The following is a 16,763-nucleotide window of genomic DNA, read 5'->3' as shown; positions in this document are numbered from 1 at the left end:
TGGTTAATGATGTAAAGCGACGGTATTTAGAGGGATAAAGAAAAATGGCTTGGGAGATTTCCACAAGCCATTCAAGTTATTAGCCGTTATAACCATTGGGATTGGTTGATTGCCAATGCCAGCTACTGTTGGCCATATCTTCTAGGGTATGAGTCGCTTGCCAGCCAAGATCTTCCCTTGCGTGGGTTGGATCGGCGTAGCAGGCGGCAATATCCCCTGGGCGACGTGGCGCAATTTGGTAGGCAATGGTGTTACCACAGGCTTTTTCAAAGGCCTTAACCATGTCTAATACACTATATCCTTGGCCTGTGCCTAAGTTATAGGTCACTAGACCAGGTTTAGTGGCCAATTTTGCAAGCGCTTTTAAATGGCCATTGGCTAAATCCACGACATGGATATAGTCACGCACGCCGGTACCGTCGTGAGTCGGATAATCATTACCAAACACGCTCAAGGCGGTGCGTTTACCCACGGCAACCTGCGCAATAAAGGGCATCAAGTTGTTAGGGATATCGTTAGGATCTTCGCCGATTAAACCACTGGCATGGGCGCCAACCGGATTAAAATAGCGCAGACGGGCGATATTCCAGCTCGGATCGGCATTGTGTACATCTGCCAGTATATGTTCAACCATCAACTTAGACTGACCATAAGGGTTTGTTGCCCCTGTGGGAAAGTCTTCGGTGATCGGTAAACTTGCGGGATCGCCATACACTGTTGCCGATGAGCTGAACACGAGATTTTTTACCTTAAATTCTGCCATGACTTGGCAAAGGATAAGCGTACCCGTAACGTTATTCTCATAATACTTCAGGGGTTTTGCGACGGATTCTCCCACCGCTTTTAATCCTGCAAAGTGGATAACTGAATTAATAGCATGATCGTTAAACACTTTCTGCAATAACGCTTTATTGAGAATATCGCCTTGATAGAAAGTAACCGATTTACCAGTGATCCGCTCGACTCGGTTTAAGGCTTCTATGCTTGAATTAGACAAGTTGTCCAATACAATCAAATCATTACCAGCATTGAGCAGTTCTACTACTGTGTGGGTGCCAATATAGCCAGCACCACCGGTCACTAAAATCGTCATTACTTAATTCCTTTTACTACGGTTTTTAAATAGTGCGCAAAATCTTCACCGATTTCGCTGTGGCGCAGGGCATATTCAACGTTAGCACGCATATAACCTTGCTTGTTACCACAGTCATGGCTCTTACCTTCCATGTAGTAAGCATTTACGGTTTCTTGCTTCATTAACATCGCAATCGCATCAGTTAATTGAATTTCATCGCCTGCGCCCGCAGGGGTTTTAGCCAGTAGCGGCCAAATGCTGGCTGGTAAAACATAACGGCCTACAACGGCTAAGTTAGATGGCGCTTCATCTACAGAGGGTTTTTCAACCAGTTCGACTAATGGCTCAGATTCACCCGGTTGTAAATCATGACCATTCACATCGGCAATACCGTATTGGTTGACGACGTTATGTGGCACGCCTTCCACCATGATTTGACCGACTTGGGTTTCATCAAACAGGGCAACCATAGCGGCTAAGTTATCGGTACGAAGGTCACAGCTGGCTTCATCTATGATCACATCCGGTAGCAATACGGCAAATGGTGCATCGCCGACGACAGATTTAGCACACAAAATCGCATGACCTAAGCCTTTAGCTTGAGATTGGCGCACGCTGATCACTGTTACATCTTTAGGACAAATGGATTGTACGGCTTCAAGTAACTGACGTTTAACGCGGCGTTCTAATTGGGCTTCTAATTCGAAACTGGTATCGAAATGGTTTTCGATAGAGTTTTTACTGGCGTGGGTCACGAGTACAATTTCTTTGATCCCAGCCGCGATAGCTTCACTGACTACGTATTGAATCAATGGCTTATCGACAACAGGTAACATTTCCTTTGGAATTGCTTTGGTCGCTGGAAGCATACGAGTGCCTAGGCCTGCGACAGGAATAACGGCTTTACGAATTTGATGTTGTTTCATTGCGAACCTTTTAGGTCAAGGAGATGCGGTTAATGGCCAATATTGTAAATGACCTGCACAGAAAAGCTATTTAGAAACGCTGAAAACTTAGGATATTTAAGTATTTTTACAGCGAAGTCGACGTAAGTTTTAGCAAAGGTAGCACAGTGCATCTAATCCAGCATGGGTGATGTGCACTTGCATGGCGTTTTTAATACCCTTGTAATATTTGCTTTACGTTTACGTCACAGTAGTGGTGCAAGAATAAAGTGTGAGGGAGTTAACAAATTTAAAGGCTTAGATCACTATGGTTCCATGAGCGCTAGCCACTAAGTGAAGACTATGACGAAAGGAACAGAGTACATCGCTCATAGAGCTGATGACACAGGGTTTATCAACTACCCGCAAGAAGAACATGAGATTTGGAGCCAGCTTTATGCCCGTCAAGCGATAAACCTGCCTGGCCGTGCCTGTAAGGAGTATTTGCAAGGGCTAGATGCCTTGGCTATGCCAAAGAATCGTATTCCGCAACTTACTGAAATTGATACTGTATTGCAAGCGACCACCGGCTGGAAAACGGCAGCCGTACCTGCGCTTATTTCCTTCGGCCGTTTCTTTGAACTACTGGCCAATAAAGAGTTTCCTGTGGCGACATTCATACGCCGTAAGGAAGAGTTTGATTACCTGCAAGAGCCTGATATTTTTCATGAAATCTTTGGTCATTGCCCTTTGCTCACCAACCCTTCATTTGCTAATTTTTCACATATGTATGGCCAATTAGGTTTAAATGCCAGCAAAGAAGAAAGGGTGTTTTTAGCGCGTTTATACTGGTTTACGGTTGAGTTTGGCTTGCTACAGCCTAAAGATGGCCCCTTGTGTATCTATGGTGGCGGTATTTTAAGCTCACCTGGTGAAACTTTATATGCAATGGAAAGTGACGTGCCAGAACGTCAGCCCTTTGATTTATTGAATGTGCTACGAACCCCATATCGCATTGATATTATGCAGCCGATTTATTATGTGATTGAGCACATTGATATGCTTGATGAAATTGCCAAAATGGACATCATGAGTTATGTCACTAAGGCACGTCAGTTAGGTTTATTTGCTCCTAAATATCCTCCCAAAGCCAAGGCGAGCTAGTCTCGATTCGATGGATGGTTTTTGATGTGTCATTTGAGTCGCCATCTAATTTAGTCATGTGATTTAAGTAATTAATAAGTAATGAGTAAAGTGCAACTAAATATCCCTATTAATGTTGCCAACAGGAGTATGTATGACTGCGTTATCGAATATGAAATGTGAAGCGTGCCAAGCCGATGCACCAAAAGTGACCGATGAAGAATTGGCAGAACTTATTCGTATGATCCCTGACTGGGGCGTGCAAGTGCGTGACGGCGTAATGCAGCTTGAGCGCGTCTACAAGTTTAAAAACTTTAAACTGGCGATGGCATTCACGAATAAGCTGGCGGATTTAGCGGAAGAAGAATTCCACCATCCAGGCATTTTCACTGAATGGGGCAAAGTGACTGTCTCTTGGTGGTCGCACTCCATTAAGGGGCTACATAAGAATGACTTCATCATGGCCGCCAAGACAGACCAGTTACTAGGTTAATTATTTAATCAATTTAATCAGCATCTTAATGTGTTTTATGATGCTGATTTTTTCTTCCTGTTACAATTCAACTGTAAACTAGGCTTGCCACTTTCAGTTTAACCTTCTAACGTATACGGGCTCTGCTATTTCCCCTCATCGCTGACGTTTTCGTCAAAGGTAACGATTTGCCTAGCAAGCGTTATTTTTGTTGTAAAGCCTAAGGCGAAAAATAGCTCTGCACGGTTTATCCCCAAAATTCAAATCAAAAAAGGGAATATCAGTCATTATGCGCTTGGAAGTCAGCTGTCAGGATCGTGTTGGTTTAGCCAAAGATATCTTAGTCGTGTTAGAGCGTTATGGTATTAATTTAATTGCCATTGATGCCAGTAACCAAGGATTCCTGTACTTACAATTTGCCGAAATCAGTTTTGAAACCTTGAGTGCCTTGATGCCGCAGATCCGCAAAGTGGAAAGTGTCCACGATGTGCGTACGGTGTCATTTATGCCCTCAGAGCAAGAACATTACGCCCTTAAAACCCTGCTCAAAACCTTACCCGACTCCGTTTTTTCTATCGATGCCAAGGCTCGTATCCGTATCGTTAATGAGTCCGCATTGCTCAATATCGGCATGGGTGAGCACGAAGTGCTCGAAGAGTCGCTTAATCATTGGGTGCAAGGTTTTAACTTCAGCCGTTGGTTGAGTGAAGCACAAGTATTGCCACAAGCGGCGCGAGTTCAAATCGGTCCAAACGAATATTTAGCGGAAATGCTGCCGATTTACCTACCCGATGAGGATGAAAAAACTATCTTGGTTGGTGCTGTGGTGTCGCTGAAATCCCCTGCGCGCGTTGGAAAACAGTTTAACGCGCTGCAGAACCAAACCACTGGCTTTGAAAATGTATTAGCCAGCAGTGACAAGATGAAGGAAGTGCTTAAGCAAGCGCGGCGTATGGCCCAGCTCGATGCACCTTTGTTGATCACGGGTGAAACGGGTACTGGCAAAGAATTAATGGCCAGAGCTAGCCATGATGCGGGGATGCGCCGTGAAAAACCTTTTATCGCCATCAACTGCGCCGCTCTACCCGACAGCGCTGCCGAAGAAGAATTATTCGGTTACGTCAGTCAGGGCAAAGTCGTCAAACGAGGTTTTTTTGAAGAAGCTAAGGGGGGCACTGTATTTCTCGATGAAGTGGCAGAAATGTCTAGGGCGGCTCAAGTTAAGCTGCTACGGCTATTGCAAGATGGCACTTTTAGACGCATAGGGGGCGATGAAGAAGTGCGTGCTGATGTACGAATTATTTGCTCGACCCAGAAAAATTTAGCTGAACTATGCCAAACCGGCGAGTTTAGGGAAGATTTGTACTATCGCATCCATGTGCTGAGTTATCACATTCCGTCCTTACGCGAGCGTAAAGTCGATATTATTCCACTGACGGAAATGTTCCTCGAACATTACAGTCAACAGTTGTCTAGCCCTGTTCGGCGGATTTCGGCCCAGTGCCGCGATCATTTGCTCACCTACGCTTGGCCAGGTAACGTACGCCAATTAAAGAACGCGGTATTTAGAGCCGTGTCTATGTGGGATGGCTCGGCCGAGTTGACGGTAGAACAGCTGAAATTGCCGTCATATGCTGAAGGTTTTGGTTACTTTGATAATGAGTTTGAGGGCAATCTGGACGATGCAATGAAGCAGTTTGAAGCGAGTTTGTTGCGTCGATTATATCCGGCCTACCCGAGCACTCGCCAGTTGGCGAAAAAGCTAGGTGTATCACACACAGCTATTGCTAATAAACTGCGTGAATACAAGATAGCCAAGCGCCGTTAGTCAGAGTCTCGTTGGGTTGACACAGTCAATGTAACAGTATCGTTCCACTTAGTTGCCGACTTTTCAGGCATATTGCTTACCGAGATATTGATAAGCGGTAACTAGGTTATAAACGTAATGATTAGTTTACAAAATGTGAAATAATTAACCTAAATGTGATTTTGGTCACGCTATAGGAATCTTGAGCTGCATCGGGTATTTCTACGCGCAACAAATACGTTAAAGCAAGTAACAGAGCACGCCTCGTTGGCGCGGACTGCGTAACGTGTATGCCCTTAATGAGTCAAAAAGTCCGATTTAAATCGCCGAATATAAGCTGGGTGACGACGCGCGTTTTCCAGCACAATAAAATTGTACACCTAGCCGAAGAGCACTGGAGCCAATATGAAACTTGCAAGTTATAACAATGGTCGTCGTGATGGTCAGTTGATGTTAGTCAGCCGCGATCTCACTAAAACGGTTGCCGTTCCTGCCATTGCCCACACTATGCAGCAATTACTCGATGGTTGGGATTTACTGAGACCGCAATTGCAAGAATTGTACGATGCGTTAAATGAAGGCATGTTAGATAACGCGCAAGCGTTCGACGAAGCTAAGTGCTTGTCGCCATTACCGCGTGCTTACCAATGGGCCGATGGTAGCGCTTATGTGAATCACGTTGAGTTAGTCCGTAAAGCCCGTGGCGCAGAAATGCCAGAAACCTTTTGGACAGATCCGTTGTTTTATCAAGGTGGCTCAGACAGCTTTATTGCCCCTAAAGCGGATATCCCATTGGCGAATGAAGACTGGGGTATCGATTTCGAATCTGAAATTGCGGTTATTACCGATGATGTGCCTATGGGCGTGAGCACTGACAATGCAGCTAAGCACATTAAATTGTTGATGCTAGTTAACGATGTGTCATTGCGTAACTTGATCCCTGGTGAGTTGGCGAAAGGCTTTGGTTTTTTCCAATCTAAACCATCGAGCAGTTTTTCGCCTGTGGCTGTGACACCGGATGAATTGGGTGTCCGTTGGGAGGATTCGAAAGTGCATTTACCGCTGATCACCTATTTAAATGGTGAATTATTTGGTCGTCCGAATGCAGGCGTTGATATGACCTTCAATTTCAGTCAGTTAGTTTCGCATGTTGCAAAAACCCGTCCATTGGGCGCAGGCGCGATTATTGGCTCTGGTACTATTTCTAACTATGACCGTAGCGCAGGTTCGAGCTGTTTAGCGGAAAAACGTATGTTAGAAGTGATTGCCGAAGGCAAAGCCACTACGCCATTTATGCGTTTTGGTGACACAGTGCGCATCGAAATGCTCGATGATAATGATGTAACCATTTTTGGTTCTATCGATCAAAAAGTGGTTGAATACAAAGCCTAAGGCTTTCCCTTAAAGGGCGACACCGACTTAAACTAACGGGGCTTAATTGCCCCGTTTTTATACTGACTTTTATAAGGACATGAAAATATGAAACTTTACGGTTATTGGCGTTCCAGTGCAGCCTATCGGGTTCGTATTGCCCTTAATCTCAAGGGGATTTCAGCCGAACAGTTTTCAGTGCATCTCGTACGTGATGGCGGCGAGCAACATAAAGCGGCCTACATTGCGCTTAATCCTTTAGAGTTAGTGCCAACCTTAGTGGTGGATGATGAGCTGGATGTGGATGCCTTGTCGCAATCTTTAGCGATTATCGAATATCTTGATGAGATACATCCACAGTCGCCATTACTGCCTGCATCGGCTCTTGAACGTGCCCACGTGCGCGCTATGGCACTTACGGTCGCCTGTGAGATCCATCCATTAAACAACTTGCGGGTATTGCAGTATTTAACGCAAACCTTAGGTGTTGATGACACCGCTAAAAATACTTGGTATCACCATTGGGTCGCAAGTGGTTTTACGGCCTTAGAAACCTTGTTAACACGGCATAGCGGTCGTTATTGCTTTGGGAATGGCGTGACATTAGCCGACTTATGTTTAGTGCCGCAGGTGTATAACGCCCAGCGTTTTAATGTGGATTTAACGCTTTATCCCAATATCATGCGCGTGTGGGCCGAGTGTAATCAGCTAGAAGCCTTTGCCAATGCTGCGCCAGAGCGCCAAGCGGATGCGGTGTAACGAATTGCGCGGATACGGTTTTTACGAATAGAAAGAATGGATGATGAGGCTTGCTTTGCGAGTCTAATCTCAGCGATGGAGTTTAAATGCTTTTCAGTAAAAAATGTCCGTATTGCAAAGGTAAACTCGGCGCTAAGGATGTGCCGATTAAGGAAGGACGCTGCTGCCATTGTGATAAGCCGATACTGTACAAACTCAATGTAATAAAATGGATGCTACTGTTCATGCCCATCTTTACTGTTAGCGTTAATCTGCTAGACAAAGATGTCTATGGGTTTTGGATTTGTTTTGCGGTAATGGCACCGATTTATAGTCTCGTTTATTTACTCTGTCATGAGGTCGTAAAGTGCTCAGAAACCGATGGCGAAGTGGAGTAAGCCTAATGTCTTTTCCGTGTTTTTATCTGATATTGAAGCGGGCGATACTGTTATGAGTGTTGCTACGAATAATGTTATGAATGATGCAATGAGTGAAGCAGCGCTAGAGCATCAATTACTCGAATGGATAGCTCAAGACTGCGAGCGAGTGAGGGCGCTTGAACTCGCGCTTCAATGTGCCAAAGTACACTCAATGCCGCAGTGGTGTCTGGCAGCGGGATTTGTCCGTAATTTAGTCTGGGATCGCTTGCACGAATTTGAGTTGAGTCCACTGAACGATATCGATCTGATCTATTTTTGCCCTTTAGATATTAGCCCTGAGCGGGATCTGGCGATTGAAACCTATCTTCATCAGCTTGCCCCTGAGTTACCTTGGTCGGTTAAGAATCAGGCGCGCATGCATAGTCGCAATCAAGACATGGCTTACACATCTTGTATTGATGCTATGGCTCATTGGCCAGAGTTAGAAACCGCGGTTGGGGTGGGTTTAAAATCTCATGTTGAGACAGATACTCAGGTAGATGCAGAGACTGATCATCATTGCACGCATTACGGTATTGAGCTGGTGGTTCCCTTTGGGCTGAACTCTCTGTTTGCCCTCAAATTGAGCGCCAATCCAAAGCGATCATTACCAGTGTTTCATCACAGAGTCGCGACTAAGGGCTGGCTAACTCGCTATCCTTTGCTTACGTGTTGCTACTCAAGCTAATCTTCTCACTTTCTTATTCGTTCAGTCTAAAACTGACTTAACCGCCTCACACTATCATTCCATGCAATCTAGTTATCTAACATGATAGGTATCATCCTCAAGCCGTTTTTATTTGTCCATTTTTTGTTTTTATCCTAATACCAATCGTATTAAATATCTGTTCATTCAGCGGGAGTTCAACGCGCTTTAGACAAGGCGAAGGCTTGAAGACATAGTGGTGCTCTGTCGAAAGCCTTAAACGCAGTATAAAGCGCGTTGCCATGCCGTTAACATCAGCCGCCCTTCGGGAGCCACACAGGCATCCCACTCCGGTGTTGCATTGACTTAAAAGGGAATAACCATTTTTGCGTCAATGCGCCTTGGATTGAGATGCCTGTGAGGCTCTGAACTGATTAGATATTTAATGTGATTGGTATCATTTAACTCGTCTCAATAATTTGAACTTAATGTTCAAATAACCTCTTAGTTAAGTGCTTTTCATTGTTACTAAAATGTTTATGGTGTTATTGGTCACTACCACTTGCGGAAGTCATTAGTGATGGCTAATACAATACTTAGCTCACAGAAAACAAAGGGGTATTATCAATAAATGTTTGAATTTCGTGACTCAGCTCCCATGTGCAGTACCTATAAGTGAGTATTGCTCACTCACTTTGATTTGGATCAATAAATCAGCCGCATATCTCTGGCAGTGTAGGCGTCAATTGTTAAGGATGTAATACAAAACAAAAACCTATGTTGTACATATGGAGTATGATGATGAATAAAAACACTGTTTCTACACTGGTCGCTGCCACCCTTTTAGCCGCTGGTTTTTCTGCCTCTGTATCGGCTCACCAAGCGGGTGACATTATCGTTCGTGCGGGTGCTGTAGTTGTTGCGCCAAATGAATCAAGTGATGATGTTGCGGGTAACGGCGAGTTCCAAATCAGCAATAACACTCAAGTGGGTTTAAACTTTGGCTACATGCTGACAGATAACTTTGGGGTTGAGTTATTAGCTGCCACACCTTTTAGCCACGATGTTTCTTTGGCTGGCGTAGGTAAGATTGCTGAAACTAAACATTTACCACCCACTTTAGTGGCGCAGTACTACTTTGGTGATGCGCAATCTAAATTACGTCCATACGTGGGTGTCGGTGTTAACTATACTAATTTCTTCGACAATGAGTTCACCAACGATTTAAATGGTGCGTTAACTGACTTGAGCATGAGCACTTCGTGGGGCTTAGCGGCACAAGCAGGTGTTGACTATCAGGTTAACAAAAACTGGTTAGTGAACGCTTCAGTGTGGTACGCACAAATTAGCAGTGACGTGAAGTTTAAATTAGCGGGCGACACTGTGGTTATCGACACTGATATCAACCCATGGGTTTATATGGTCAGCGTGGGTTACACTTTCTAATCCACTGATTAGATAAGCGTAAAAAAGGAGCCTTAGGCTCCTTTTTCGTTTCTGCACTTTTTATCGCGCCATGTTCTGTTCCACTTAGGCTAAGCCGATTTAGCGCTTTGGCTTTTTAGCTTTCCAGTGGCGAGTGTTATAGATAAATTCGGGTAATAACACAGTAAGCCAAGCGACGAGGCGCCAGCGTTTGGTCACATAGACGCGGCGTTTGCCTTGTTTCATTGCCTTGATGATTTGCGCTGCGACTTGTGGCAATGGTGCAAGCCACATTGCACTTTGCTGCATAGCGGCTTTATCGAGCAAACCAAGTTGGATATCGGTAATCGTAATCGGTAACTTAAGGCGCTGAGCATGCATACTTAAGCCCTCAAGGTAATTCTGGCCAAAGGCTTTTGAGGCGTGATAGGCCACACTCGGCCCGCCGCGCAGGCCCGCAATCGAGTTGATTGCCGCCAGTTGTCCATAACCTTGCTCGCGAAATAGTCTAAATGCCGTATTGCAGATGGCAGCAAAACCTCGCACATTGACATCGATAATGTCTTGCTCCGGTAGCCAAGGCAACTCGGGGTCATAGCTATTGAGGCCTGTATTAACTAAGACTAAGTGCGCGCCGCCAAGAGTTTGCCAGACTGATTCAAGTTGGTTGATGATGGCTTGAGGTTGTTCAATTTGAAGTGCAAAAACTTGTACTTTTGTTGGCAAGGATAAGGCAAAATCGCGCAGTGATTCTGGATCTTGGGCGAATAAGACTAATTCAACCTGTTGATCTGCCAATTGCTTTGCAAGTTCACGACTTAATTGTGAGCTAGCTCCCACAATGATTGCAGTTGCTTGGGTCATAGATTTTTCGGCAACGAAATGGTGGCTTATGATAGAAAGTTATGTTCACCAAGACAAGATTTATAGCTTGGGCGTATGGACATCTAGAAGTCTTTATGTATGATTAGGAGAAACAAAATGAACAAATGGTTGCGTTTAAGCGCGTTGAGATTAACAGCCTTAGCATTAATGGCCGTAATGGGGGTGTTATCGGGTTGTGCGACACCCAATGCTATCGTTGAGATAAAAGGCGAGACCTTATATCGCGAACGGATAGCCTTACCTGCCGATGCTAAGGTCATAGTGCAACTGCTTGATGTCTCAAAAATGGATGTGCCAGCCATAGTGATGGCGGAGCGCGTGCAACAAGGTGCTGCGACACCCGCGCCATTCAGTTTTGCGATTGGTAGCGATCAGTTCCAACCCGGTCACACTTATGCCATAGGTGCCCGGATTATGTTGGGTGATAAGTTATTGTTTATTAATACTCAAGCCTATCACATTGATCTCAATTCCACTGAGCCAATGACGATACTGCTAGAGAAAGTCGGTGGCTAGTTAGCTCGCTCAGAAGTGAGCTGACATACGCGCCGAATCCGTTAGTATTTACGAACAGAAGAGGCGCGGTATGCCGGTTAGAATTCCAGATCATCTGCCCGCAGCAGGGGTGTTAGAGTCAGAAAATATTTTCGTTATGTCCGAGACGCGGGCGGCGAATCAAGATATCAGGCCGATGAAGGTGCTGATTTTGAACTTGATGCCGAACAAAATCGAGACTGAAACCCAGTTATTGCGCTTACTGGGCAACACGCCTTTACAAGTCGATGTGGATTTACTGCGCATTCACGACAAAGAGTCCAAGCATACTTCCATCGACCACATGAATACTTTTTACCGTGATTTTGAAGCCGTGCGCCATAAAAATTACGACGGTCTTATCATCACGGGCGCGCCGCTTGGGCAAATCGATTTCGAAGATGTGGTTTATTGGGATCATATCCGTGAAATCATCGACTGGTCCCAAGAGCATGTCACCTCAGTGTTGTTTTTATGCTGGGCAGCTCATGCGGGCTTGTATCATCTCTATGGTTTAAATCGAAAAATATTGCAACAGAAGCGTTCTGGCGTATTTGTACATAGGCGCACTTGTCAGCATTTCCCACTGTTACGTGGTTTTGATGATGAGTTCTTTGCACCCCATTCGCGTTTTGCTGAGATGGATGTGGAAGAAATTAGGCAACACCCGCAGCTGCAAGTGTTAGCGCAGTCCGATGAAGCCGGGGCCTATTTGGTATTAAGTCGCAATAACCGTAACTTGTTTGTAATGGGGCACCCTGAATATCAAAAATCGACCTTAAACGATGAATACCATAGGGATTTAGCCCAAGGCTTAACGCCAAATGTGCCACAAAACTATTATCGAAATAATAATCCAGAAGCCGAAGCCATTGCCCGCTGGCACAGCCACGGTAGTTTGTTGGTCAGTAATTGGCTCAATTATTACGTTTACCAGTTAACGCCTTATGACTTAAGTGATATGACGGCGATGACGCCGTGGGAATCGCGCTAAGGTTTTTTTTAGCCTTTTATAGTGATGTGGTCACATGGATGTGACCTAAGCTGATACCCAAAAGCTCTTAATTTATCTCTCCCTTAGATTCTGTTGTCCACGCTTGACTGCGCTTAATCCCTGCCTCGCTGTAAATCCTTACTGACAATTTTCACCCGATAAAATCGACACATTAGACCAAGGAATACTTGCTTTACGTTCGCGTAAACGTCAGAGTGGTTTATTGTCGATTTTATTAAACGTCCCAAGGCTAGCACTAGGCCTTGTGGTCAATTTGGGTTGGAGCCTGCATGAGTACTGAAGCGTTAAATCAAGATATTGTTATTGTTGCCGCTAAACGCACCCCTATGGGTGGTTTTCAAGGCAGTTTGTCATCTGTTGCATCACCGACTTTAGCCGCGACAGCCATTAAGGGCTTGTTGGCGGAGACTCAATTAGCGGGTGAGCATGTTGATGAAGTCTTGATGGGCTGCGTATTACCCGCTGGTTTAGGTCAAGCGCCTGCGCGTCAGGCAACTTTGGGTGCGGGATTACCCTTATCCGTTGGTGCGACCACAGTGAACAAAGTCTGTGGCTCAGGCATGAAGACGGTAATGTTAGCCCACGATTTGATTAAAGCGGGCAGTGCAAAAGTGGTGATCGCTGGCGGTATGGAAAGCATGAGCCAAGCGCCGTATCTTTTGGATAAAGCCCGCGGCGGCATGCGCATGGGCCACGGCAAAGTGCTCGATCATATGTTTTTAGATGGTCTTGAGGATGCTTATACTGGCGGCGCCATGGGAACGTTTGCCCAGAAAACCGCCGATGAATTTGGGATCACTCGTGAGCAGATGGACGCCTTTGCGCTAAGTTCGCTCGAAAAAGCCAATGCCGCGATTAACTCGGGTGCCTTTAAAGCCGAAATTACCCCAGTTACTGTCAGCGATCGTCGTGGTGATGTGACTATCGATACCGACGAGCAACCCGGTAATGCCCGCCCTGAAAAAATTCCGACGCTGCGCCCAGCTTTTACCAAAGATGGCACTATCACTGCGGCTAACTCTAGCTCTATTTCCGATGGCGCAGCGGCATTGATGCTGACCTCTCGCGGCGAAGCTGAGCGTTTAGGCTTAACAGTATTAGCCACCATTAAAGGCCACACGACCCACGCCCAAGAGCCTTCACTCTTTACCACTGCACCGGTTGGCGCTATGGCGAAATTGCTGGCTAATGTGGGTTGGTCAACGGATGACGTCGATTTATTTGAAATCAACGAAGCCTTCGCCATGGTGACTATGCTTGCCGTGTCTGAACTGGGTTTAGATGTGGCTAAAGTTAACGTCAATGGCGGCGCCTGCGCCTTAGGTCATCCTATTGGTTGCTCGGGTTCACGTTTACTAGTGACCTTAATCCATGCTTTAAAAGCCCGCGGCCTTAAACGCGGTGTCGCCTCGCTGTGTATCGGCGGTGGTGAAGCAACAGCGATGGCCATTGAGGTCTAATCGCAAAGGTTTTTGTCAAATCAGGTTTTAGTTAAATCAACAAGACGGGGCTGGCAAGGGCAATCACAATCACTTCCCTTGAGGATAATCATAATATCGCACCGCCAGCCCATCACTCTACAAGGAAAGGATTGCAACATGACCACACAAGTAAAGCATTACATTGACGGCGAGTTTATCCAAGGTACGGGCACATCACAGATTATTGTCACCAATCCCGCGAATAACTCGCCGATTGCTGTGATTAATGCTGCCACTAGCGAAGAAGTTCACGCTGCGATTGCTAGCGCCAAAGCGGCCTTTAAAACCTGGAAAGAAGTGCCAGTGTCTGAACGCGCGCGCGTCATGTTGCGTTATCAACATCTGCTAAAAGAACATCACGACGAACTGGCGACCATTCTTGCAAAGGAAACCGGTAAAACCTTTGAAGATGCCAAGGGCGATGTATGGCGCGGTATCGAAGTCGCTGAACATGCTTGTAACGTAGCGTCATTATTGATGGGTGAAACTGTCGAGAACGTCGCGCGTTCAATTGATACTTACAGTTACACTCAACCACTCGGTGTGTGTGCGGGTATTACGCCATTTAACTTTCCTGCGATGATCCCGTTATGGATGTTTCCATTGTCGATTGCCTGCGGTAACACTTTCATTTTAAAGCCTTCTGAACAAGACCCTATGACGCCGCAGCGCCTGGTTGAGCTGTTTGTTGAGGCGGGTGCACCTAAGGGCGTATTGCAATTAGTGCATGGCGACAAAACTGCCGTAGATATTCTGCTGGCAGACCCTGCGATTAAAGCCATTTCCTTTGTCGGTTCTGTGGCTGTGGGTCAATATATTTATAAAACAGGTACCGATAACTTAAAACGCGTGCAAGCCTTTGCGGGCGCGAAAAACCACTGCGTGATTATGCCTGATGCAAACAAACAGCAAGTGATCAACAACTTAGTCGGCGCTTCTGTTGGCGCGGCGGGTCAGCGTTGTATGGCGATTTCGGTTGCCGTGTTTGTTGGTGCCGCTAAAGAGTGGATCCCAGAATTAAAAGAAGCGTTAGCCAAAGTTCGCCCAGGTTTATGGGACGATAAAGAAGCGGGTTATGGTCCAGTTATCAGCCCTGCAGCTAAGGCGCGGGTGCTTAAACTTATCGCCCAAGGTAAAGCCGAAGGCGCCGAGTGTTTACTCGATGGCAGCGATTTTACCGTGGAAGGTTATGAATCCGGTAATTGGATTGGCCCAACCATGTTCGATAAAGTCACCACTGAGATGAGCATTTACAAGGAAGAAATCTTTGGCCCTGTACTGTGTTGTATGGAATCAGACTCCTTAGAAGCCGCCATCGAATTAGTTAACGCCAGCCCTTATGGCAACGGCACGTCTATCTTTACCGCTAGCGGTGCCGCTGCCCGTAAATATCAACATGAAATCGAAGTCGGCCAAGTGGGGATTAACGTGCCTATTCCTGTGCCATTACCTTTCTTCTCATTTACCGGTTGGAAGGGCAGTTTCTATGGCGATCAACATGCCTACGGTAAGCAAGCGGTGCGTTTCTATACCGAGACCAAGACCATCACTTCCCGCTGGTTTGAGTCCGATATCGCCGTAGCTTCAACGCCAAATATGAGCATTAACTTACGCTAAGCTCGGTGATTAATCGATAAACCTCGGCGTCATTACGGCGCCCAATTTATTCAATAAAAAAGTGACCACAGAGTCATAGGAGAGCCAAATGGATTTTAATTTCAACGATGACCAACGTCAGTTTGCCGATCTTGCGCGCCAGTTTGCCGCGGAAGAATTAACCCCGTTCGCCGCCAAGTGGGATGAAGAACATCATTTCCCCAAAGACGTGATCCAAAAAGCCGGTGAGCTAGGTTTTTGCTCTCTGTATTCGCCAGAATCCGAAGGTGGCATGGGTTTATCGCGCCTCGATGCCTCGATTATTTTTGAAGAACTTGCCAAGGGCTGCACTGCAACCACAGCCATGCTGACCATTCACAATATGGCGACTTGGATGGTGACGACTTGGGGCACTGAAACCCTGCGTCAGACTTGGTCCGAGCCGTTAACCACAGGGCAGATGTTAGCGTCATATTGTTTAACTGAGCCGGGTGCGGGTTCGGACGCCGCATCTTTGCAAACCAAAGCGGTGCGCGACGGTGATGAATATGTGATTTCAGGCTCGAAAATGTTTATCTCAGGCGCGGGCGCCACTGAGCTTTTAGTCGTGATGTGCCGTACGGGTCAAGCTGGGCCTAAGGGGATTTCGGCCATTGCGATTCCGGCGGATGCCGCTGGCGTTATTTATGGTAAAGCTGAAGATAAAATGGGTTGGAATGCCCAGCCGACCCGTCAAATCACCTTTGAAAACGTGCGCGTGCCAGTAGCGAACTTGCTCGGTGAAGAAGGCCAAGGTTTTGCTTTCGCGATGAAAGGCTTAGACGGCGGTCGCATCAATATCGCTACCTGTTCTGTGGGTACGGCGCAGTCGGCTTTAGAGCGCGCAACTCAATATATGAATGAGCGTCAGCAATTTGGTAAACCGTTAGCGGCTTTCCAAGCGCTGCAATTTAAACTTGCCGATATGGCGACAGAATTAGTCGCAGCCCGCCAAATGGTGCGTCTTGCGGCATTTAAACTCGATAGTGGCGATCCTGAGGCCACGGCTTATTGCGCTATGGCGAAACGCTTTGCCACTGATGTGGGTTTTCAAGTCTGCGATGCGGCGCTGCAAATTCATGGTGGATATGGTTATATAAGGGAGTACCCGCTGGAACGTCATTTCCGTGATGTGCGTGTACACCAGATTTTAGAAGGCACTAACGAAATTATGCGCTTAATTATCGCCCGTCGTTTACTCGATGAAAATGCAGGACAAATCCTGTAATTCAA

General features: G+C 46.2%; 16 protein-coding genes. 13 read left to right on the top strand and 3 right to left on the bottom strand.

Annotation, left to right across the window (positions count from 1 at the left end; all coding sequences use genetic code 11):
- Positions 1-79: 79 nt before the first annotated feature.
- Both galE and galU read right to left on the bottom strand, forming a co-directional pair.
- Positions 80-1,093 carry a UDP-glucose 4-epimerase GalE gene (galE, locus tag L5L91_RS02285; RefSeq protein ID WP_263138117.1) on the bottom strand — a complete coding sequence of 338 codons (1,014 nt, stop codon included), beginning with the start codon at positions 1,091-1,093 and terminating at the stop codon, positions 80-82.
- A complete protein-coding gene (galU, locus tag L5L91_RS02280) occupies positions 1,093-2,001 on the bottom strand; it encodes a UTP--glucose-1-phosphate uridylyltransferase GalU (protein WP_263179498.1) in 909 nt (302 codons plus the stop codon). The genes galE and galU overlap by 1 nt, the downstream gene beginning before the upstream one ends.
- Positions 2,002-2,322: 321 nt before the next feature.
- On the opposite strand from galU, the gene phhA reads away from it, so the two are divergent.
- From phhA to ompW, 8 genes are all read left to right on the top strand, one after another.
- Entirely contained in the window at positions 2,323-3,123 is an 801-nt protein-coding gene (phhA, locus tag L5L91_RS02275) for a phenylalanine 4-monooxygenase (protein WP_113938941.1), read from the top strand.
- A 133-nt stretch (positions 3,124-3,256) separates the two neighbouring features.
- Entirely contained in the window at positions 3,257-3,595 is a 339-nt protein-coding gene (locus L5L91_RS02270; protein ID WP_263196492.1) for a 4a-hydroxytetrahydrobiopterin dehydratase, read from the top strand.
- A 268-nt stretch (positions 3,596-3,863) separates the two neighbouring features.
- A complete protein-coding gene (tyrR, locus tag L5L91_RS02265) occupies positions 3,864-5,402 on the top strand; it encodes a transcriptional regulator TyrR (protein ID WP_113938940.1) in 1,539 nt (512 codons plus the stop codon).
- 384 nt (positions 5,403-5,786) lie between these two features.
- Positions 5,787-6,773, top strand: a complete 987-nt coding sequence (locus L5L91_RS02260; protein ID WP_263160641.1) for a fumarylacetoacetate hydrolase family protein — start codon at positions 5,787-5,789, stop codon at positions 6,771-6,773.
- A gap of 87 nt (positions 6,774-6,860) precedes the next feature.
- Positions 6,861-7,511, top strand: a complete 651-nt coding sequence (gene maiA / locus L5L91_RS02255) for a maleylacetoacetate isomerase (protein ID WP_028760573.1) — start codon at positions 6,861-6,863, stop codon at positions 7,509-7,511.
- 86 nt (positions 7,512-7,597) lie between these two features.
- On the top strand, positions 7,598-7,888 hold the full coding sequence (locus tag L5L91_RS02250; protein ID WP_028760572.1) for a hypothetical protein: 291 nt from the start codon (positions 7,598-7,600) through the stop codon (positions 7,886-7,888).
- Between the two features lie 52 nt (positions 7,889-7,940).
- Entirely contained in the window at positions 7,941-8,597 is a 657-nt protein-coding gene (locus tag L5L91_RS02245) for a nucleotidyltransferase family protein (protein ID WP_263235660.1), read from the top strand.
- A 756-nt stretch (positions 8,598-9,353) separates the two neighbouring features.
- On the top strand, positions 9,354-10,001 hold the full coding sequence (gene ompW, locus L5L91_RS02240) for an outer membrane protein OmpW (protein WP_028760570.1): 648 nt from the start codon (positions 9,354-9,356) through the stop codon (positions 9,999-10,001).
- A 99-nt stretch (positions 10,002-10,100) separates the two neighbouring features.
- On the opposite strand, the gene L5L91_RS02235 is transcribed toward ompW, so the two are convergent.
- On the bottom strand, positions 10,101-10,844 hold the full coding sequence (locus L5L91_RS02235; RefSeq protein WP_028760569.1) for an SDR family NAD(P)-dependent oxidoreductase: 744 nt from the start codon (positions 10,842-10,844) through the stop codon (positions 10,101-10,103).
- A gap of 117 nt (positions 10,845-10,961) precedes the next feature.
- Here L5L91_RS02235 and L5L91_RS02230 point away from each other — a divergent pair, with 117 nt between their 5' ends.
- The 5 genes from L5L91_RS02230 (at position 10,962) to L5L91_RS02210 (ending at position 16,758) form a co-directional block, all read left to right on the top strand.
- Positions 10,962-11,381: a YbaY family lipoprotein gene (locus tag L5L91_RS02230; RefSeq protein WP_173245790.1), complete on the top strand. Its 420-nt coding sequence runs from the start codon at positions 10,962-10,964 to the stop codon at positions 11,379-11,381.
- A 70-nt stretch (positions 11,382-11,451) separates the two neighbouring features.
- The gene (gene metA, locus L5L91_RS02225; RefSeq protein WP_028760567.1) at positions 11,452-12,393 is read left to right on the top strand and encodes a homoserine O-acetyltransferase MetA; all 942 of its coding nucleotides are present in this window, start codon (positions 11,452-11,454) and stop codon (positions 12,391-12,393) included.
- A gap of 290 nt (positions 12,394-12,683) precedes the next feature.
- Entirely contained in the window at positions 12,684-13,874 is a 1,191-nt protein-coding gene (locus L5L91_RS02220) for a thiolase family protein (RefSeq protein WP_263235578.1), read from the top strand.
- 138 nt (positions 13,875-14,012) lie between these two features.
- Positions 14,013-15,512: a CoA-acylating methylmalonate-semialdehyde dehydrogenase gene (locus L5L91_RS02215; RefSeq protein ID WP_105249702.1), complete on the top strand. Its 1,500-nt coding sequence runs from the start codon at positions 14,013-14,015 to the stop codon at positions 15,510-15,512.
- Positions 15,513-15,600: 88 nt separating this feature from the next.
- The gene (locus tag L5L91_RS02210; RefSeq protein ID WP_113938930.1) at positions 15,601-16,758 is read left to right on the top strand and encodes an acyl-CoA dehydrogenase family protein; all 1,158 of its coding nucleotides are present in this window, start codon (positions 15,601-15,603) and stop codon (positions 16,756-16,758) included.
- Positions 16,759-16,763 lie beyond the last annotated feature (5 nt).

It is taken from the genome of Shewanella sp. SM55, from assembly GCF_025654025.1.
Lineage (GTDB): Bacteria > Pseudomonadota > Gammaproteobacteria > Enterobacterales > Shewanellaceae > Shewanella > Shewanella oncorhynchi.
This window is presented reverse-complemented; position numbering and strand designations above follow the sequence as displayed.

Excerpts from the sequence above, each read along its gene's own strand:
- galE (WP_263138117.1), bottom strand. The coding sequence starts at position 1,093 with ATGACGATTTTAGTGACCGGTGGTGCTGGCTATATTGGCACCCACACA.
- galU (WP_263179498.1), bottom strand. The coding sequence starts at position 2,001 with ATGAAACAACATCAAATTCGTAAAGCCGTTATTCCTGTCGCAGGCCTA.
- phhA (WP_113938941.1), top strand. The coding sequence starts at position 2,323 with ATGACGAAAGGAACAGAGTACATCGCTCATAGAGCTGATGACACAGGG.
- L5L91_RS02270 (WP_263196492.1), top strand. The coding sequence starts at position 3,257 with ATGACTGCGTTATCGAATATGAAATGTGAAGCGTGCCAAGCCGATGCA.
- tyrR (WP_113938940.1), top strand. The coding sequence starts at position 3,864 with ATGCGCTTGGAAGTCAGCTGTCAGGATCGTGTTGGTTTAGCCAAAGAT.
- L5L91_RS02260 (WP_263160641.1), top strand. The coding sequence starts at position 5,787 with ATGAAACTTGCAAGTTATAACAATGGTCGTCGTGATGGTCAGTTGATG.
- maiA (WP_028760573.1), top strand. The coding sequence starts at position 6,861 with ATGAAACTTTACGGTTATTGGCGTTCCAGTGCAGCCTATCGGGTTCGT.
- L5L91_RS02250 (WP_028760572.1), top strand. The coding sequence starts at position 7,598 with ATGCTTTTCAGTAAAAAATGTCCGTATTGCAAAGGTAAACTCGGCGCT.
- L5L91_RS02245 (WP_263235660.1), top strand. The coding sequence starts at position 7,941 with ATGAGTGTTGCTACGAATAATGTTATGAATGATGCAATGAGTGAAGCA.
- ompW (WP_028760570.1), top strand. The coding sequence starts at position 9,354 with ATGATGAATAAAAACACTGTTTCTACACTGGTCGCTGCCACCCTTTTA.
- L5L91_RS02235 (WP_028760569.1), bottom strand. The coding sequence starts at position 10,844 with ATGACCCAAGCAACTGCAATCATTGTGGGAGCTAGCTCACAATTAAGT.
- L5L91_RS02230 (WP_173245790.1), top strand. The coding sequence starts at position 10,962 with ATGAACAAATGGTTGCGTTTAAGCGCGTTGAGATTAACAGCCTTAGCA.
- metA (WP_028760567.1), top strand. The coding sequence starts at position 11,452 with ATGCCGGTTAGAATTCCAGATCATCTGCCCGCAGCAGGGGTGTTAGAG.
- L5L91_RS02220 (WP_263235578.1), top strand. The coding sequence starts at position 12,684 with ATGAGTACTGAAGCGTTAAATCAAGATATTGTTATTGTTGCCGCTAAA.
- L5L91_RS02215 (WP_105249702.1), top strand. The coding sequence starts at position 14,013 with ATGACCACACAAGTAAAGCATTACATTGACGGCGAGTTTATCCAAGGT.
- L5L91_RS02210 (WP_113938930.1), top strand. The coding sequence starts at position 15,601 with ATGGATTTTAATTTCAACGATGACCAACGTCAGTTTGCCGATCTTGCG.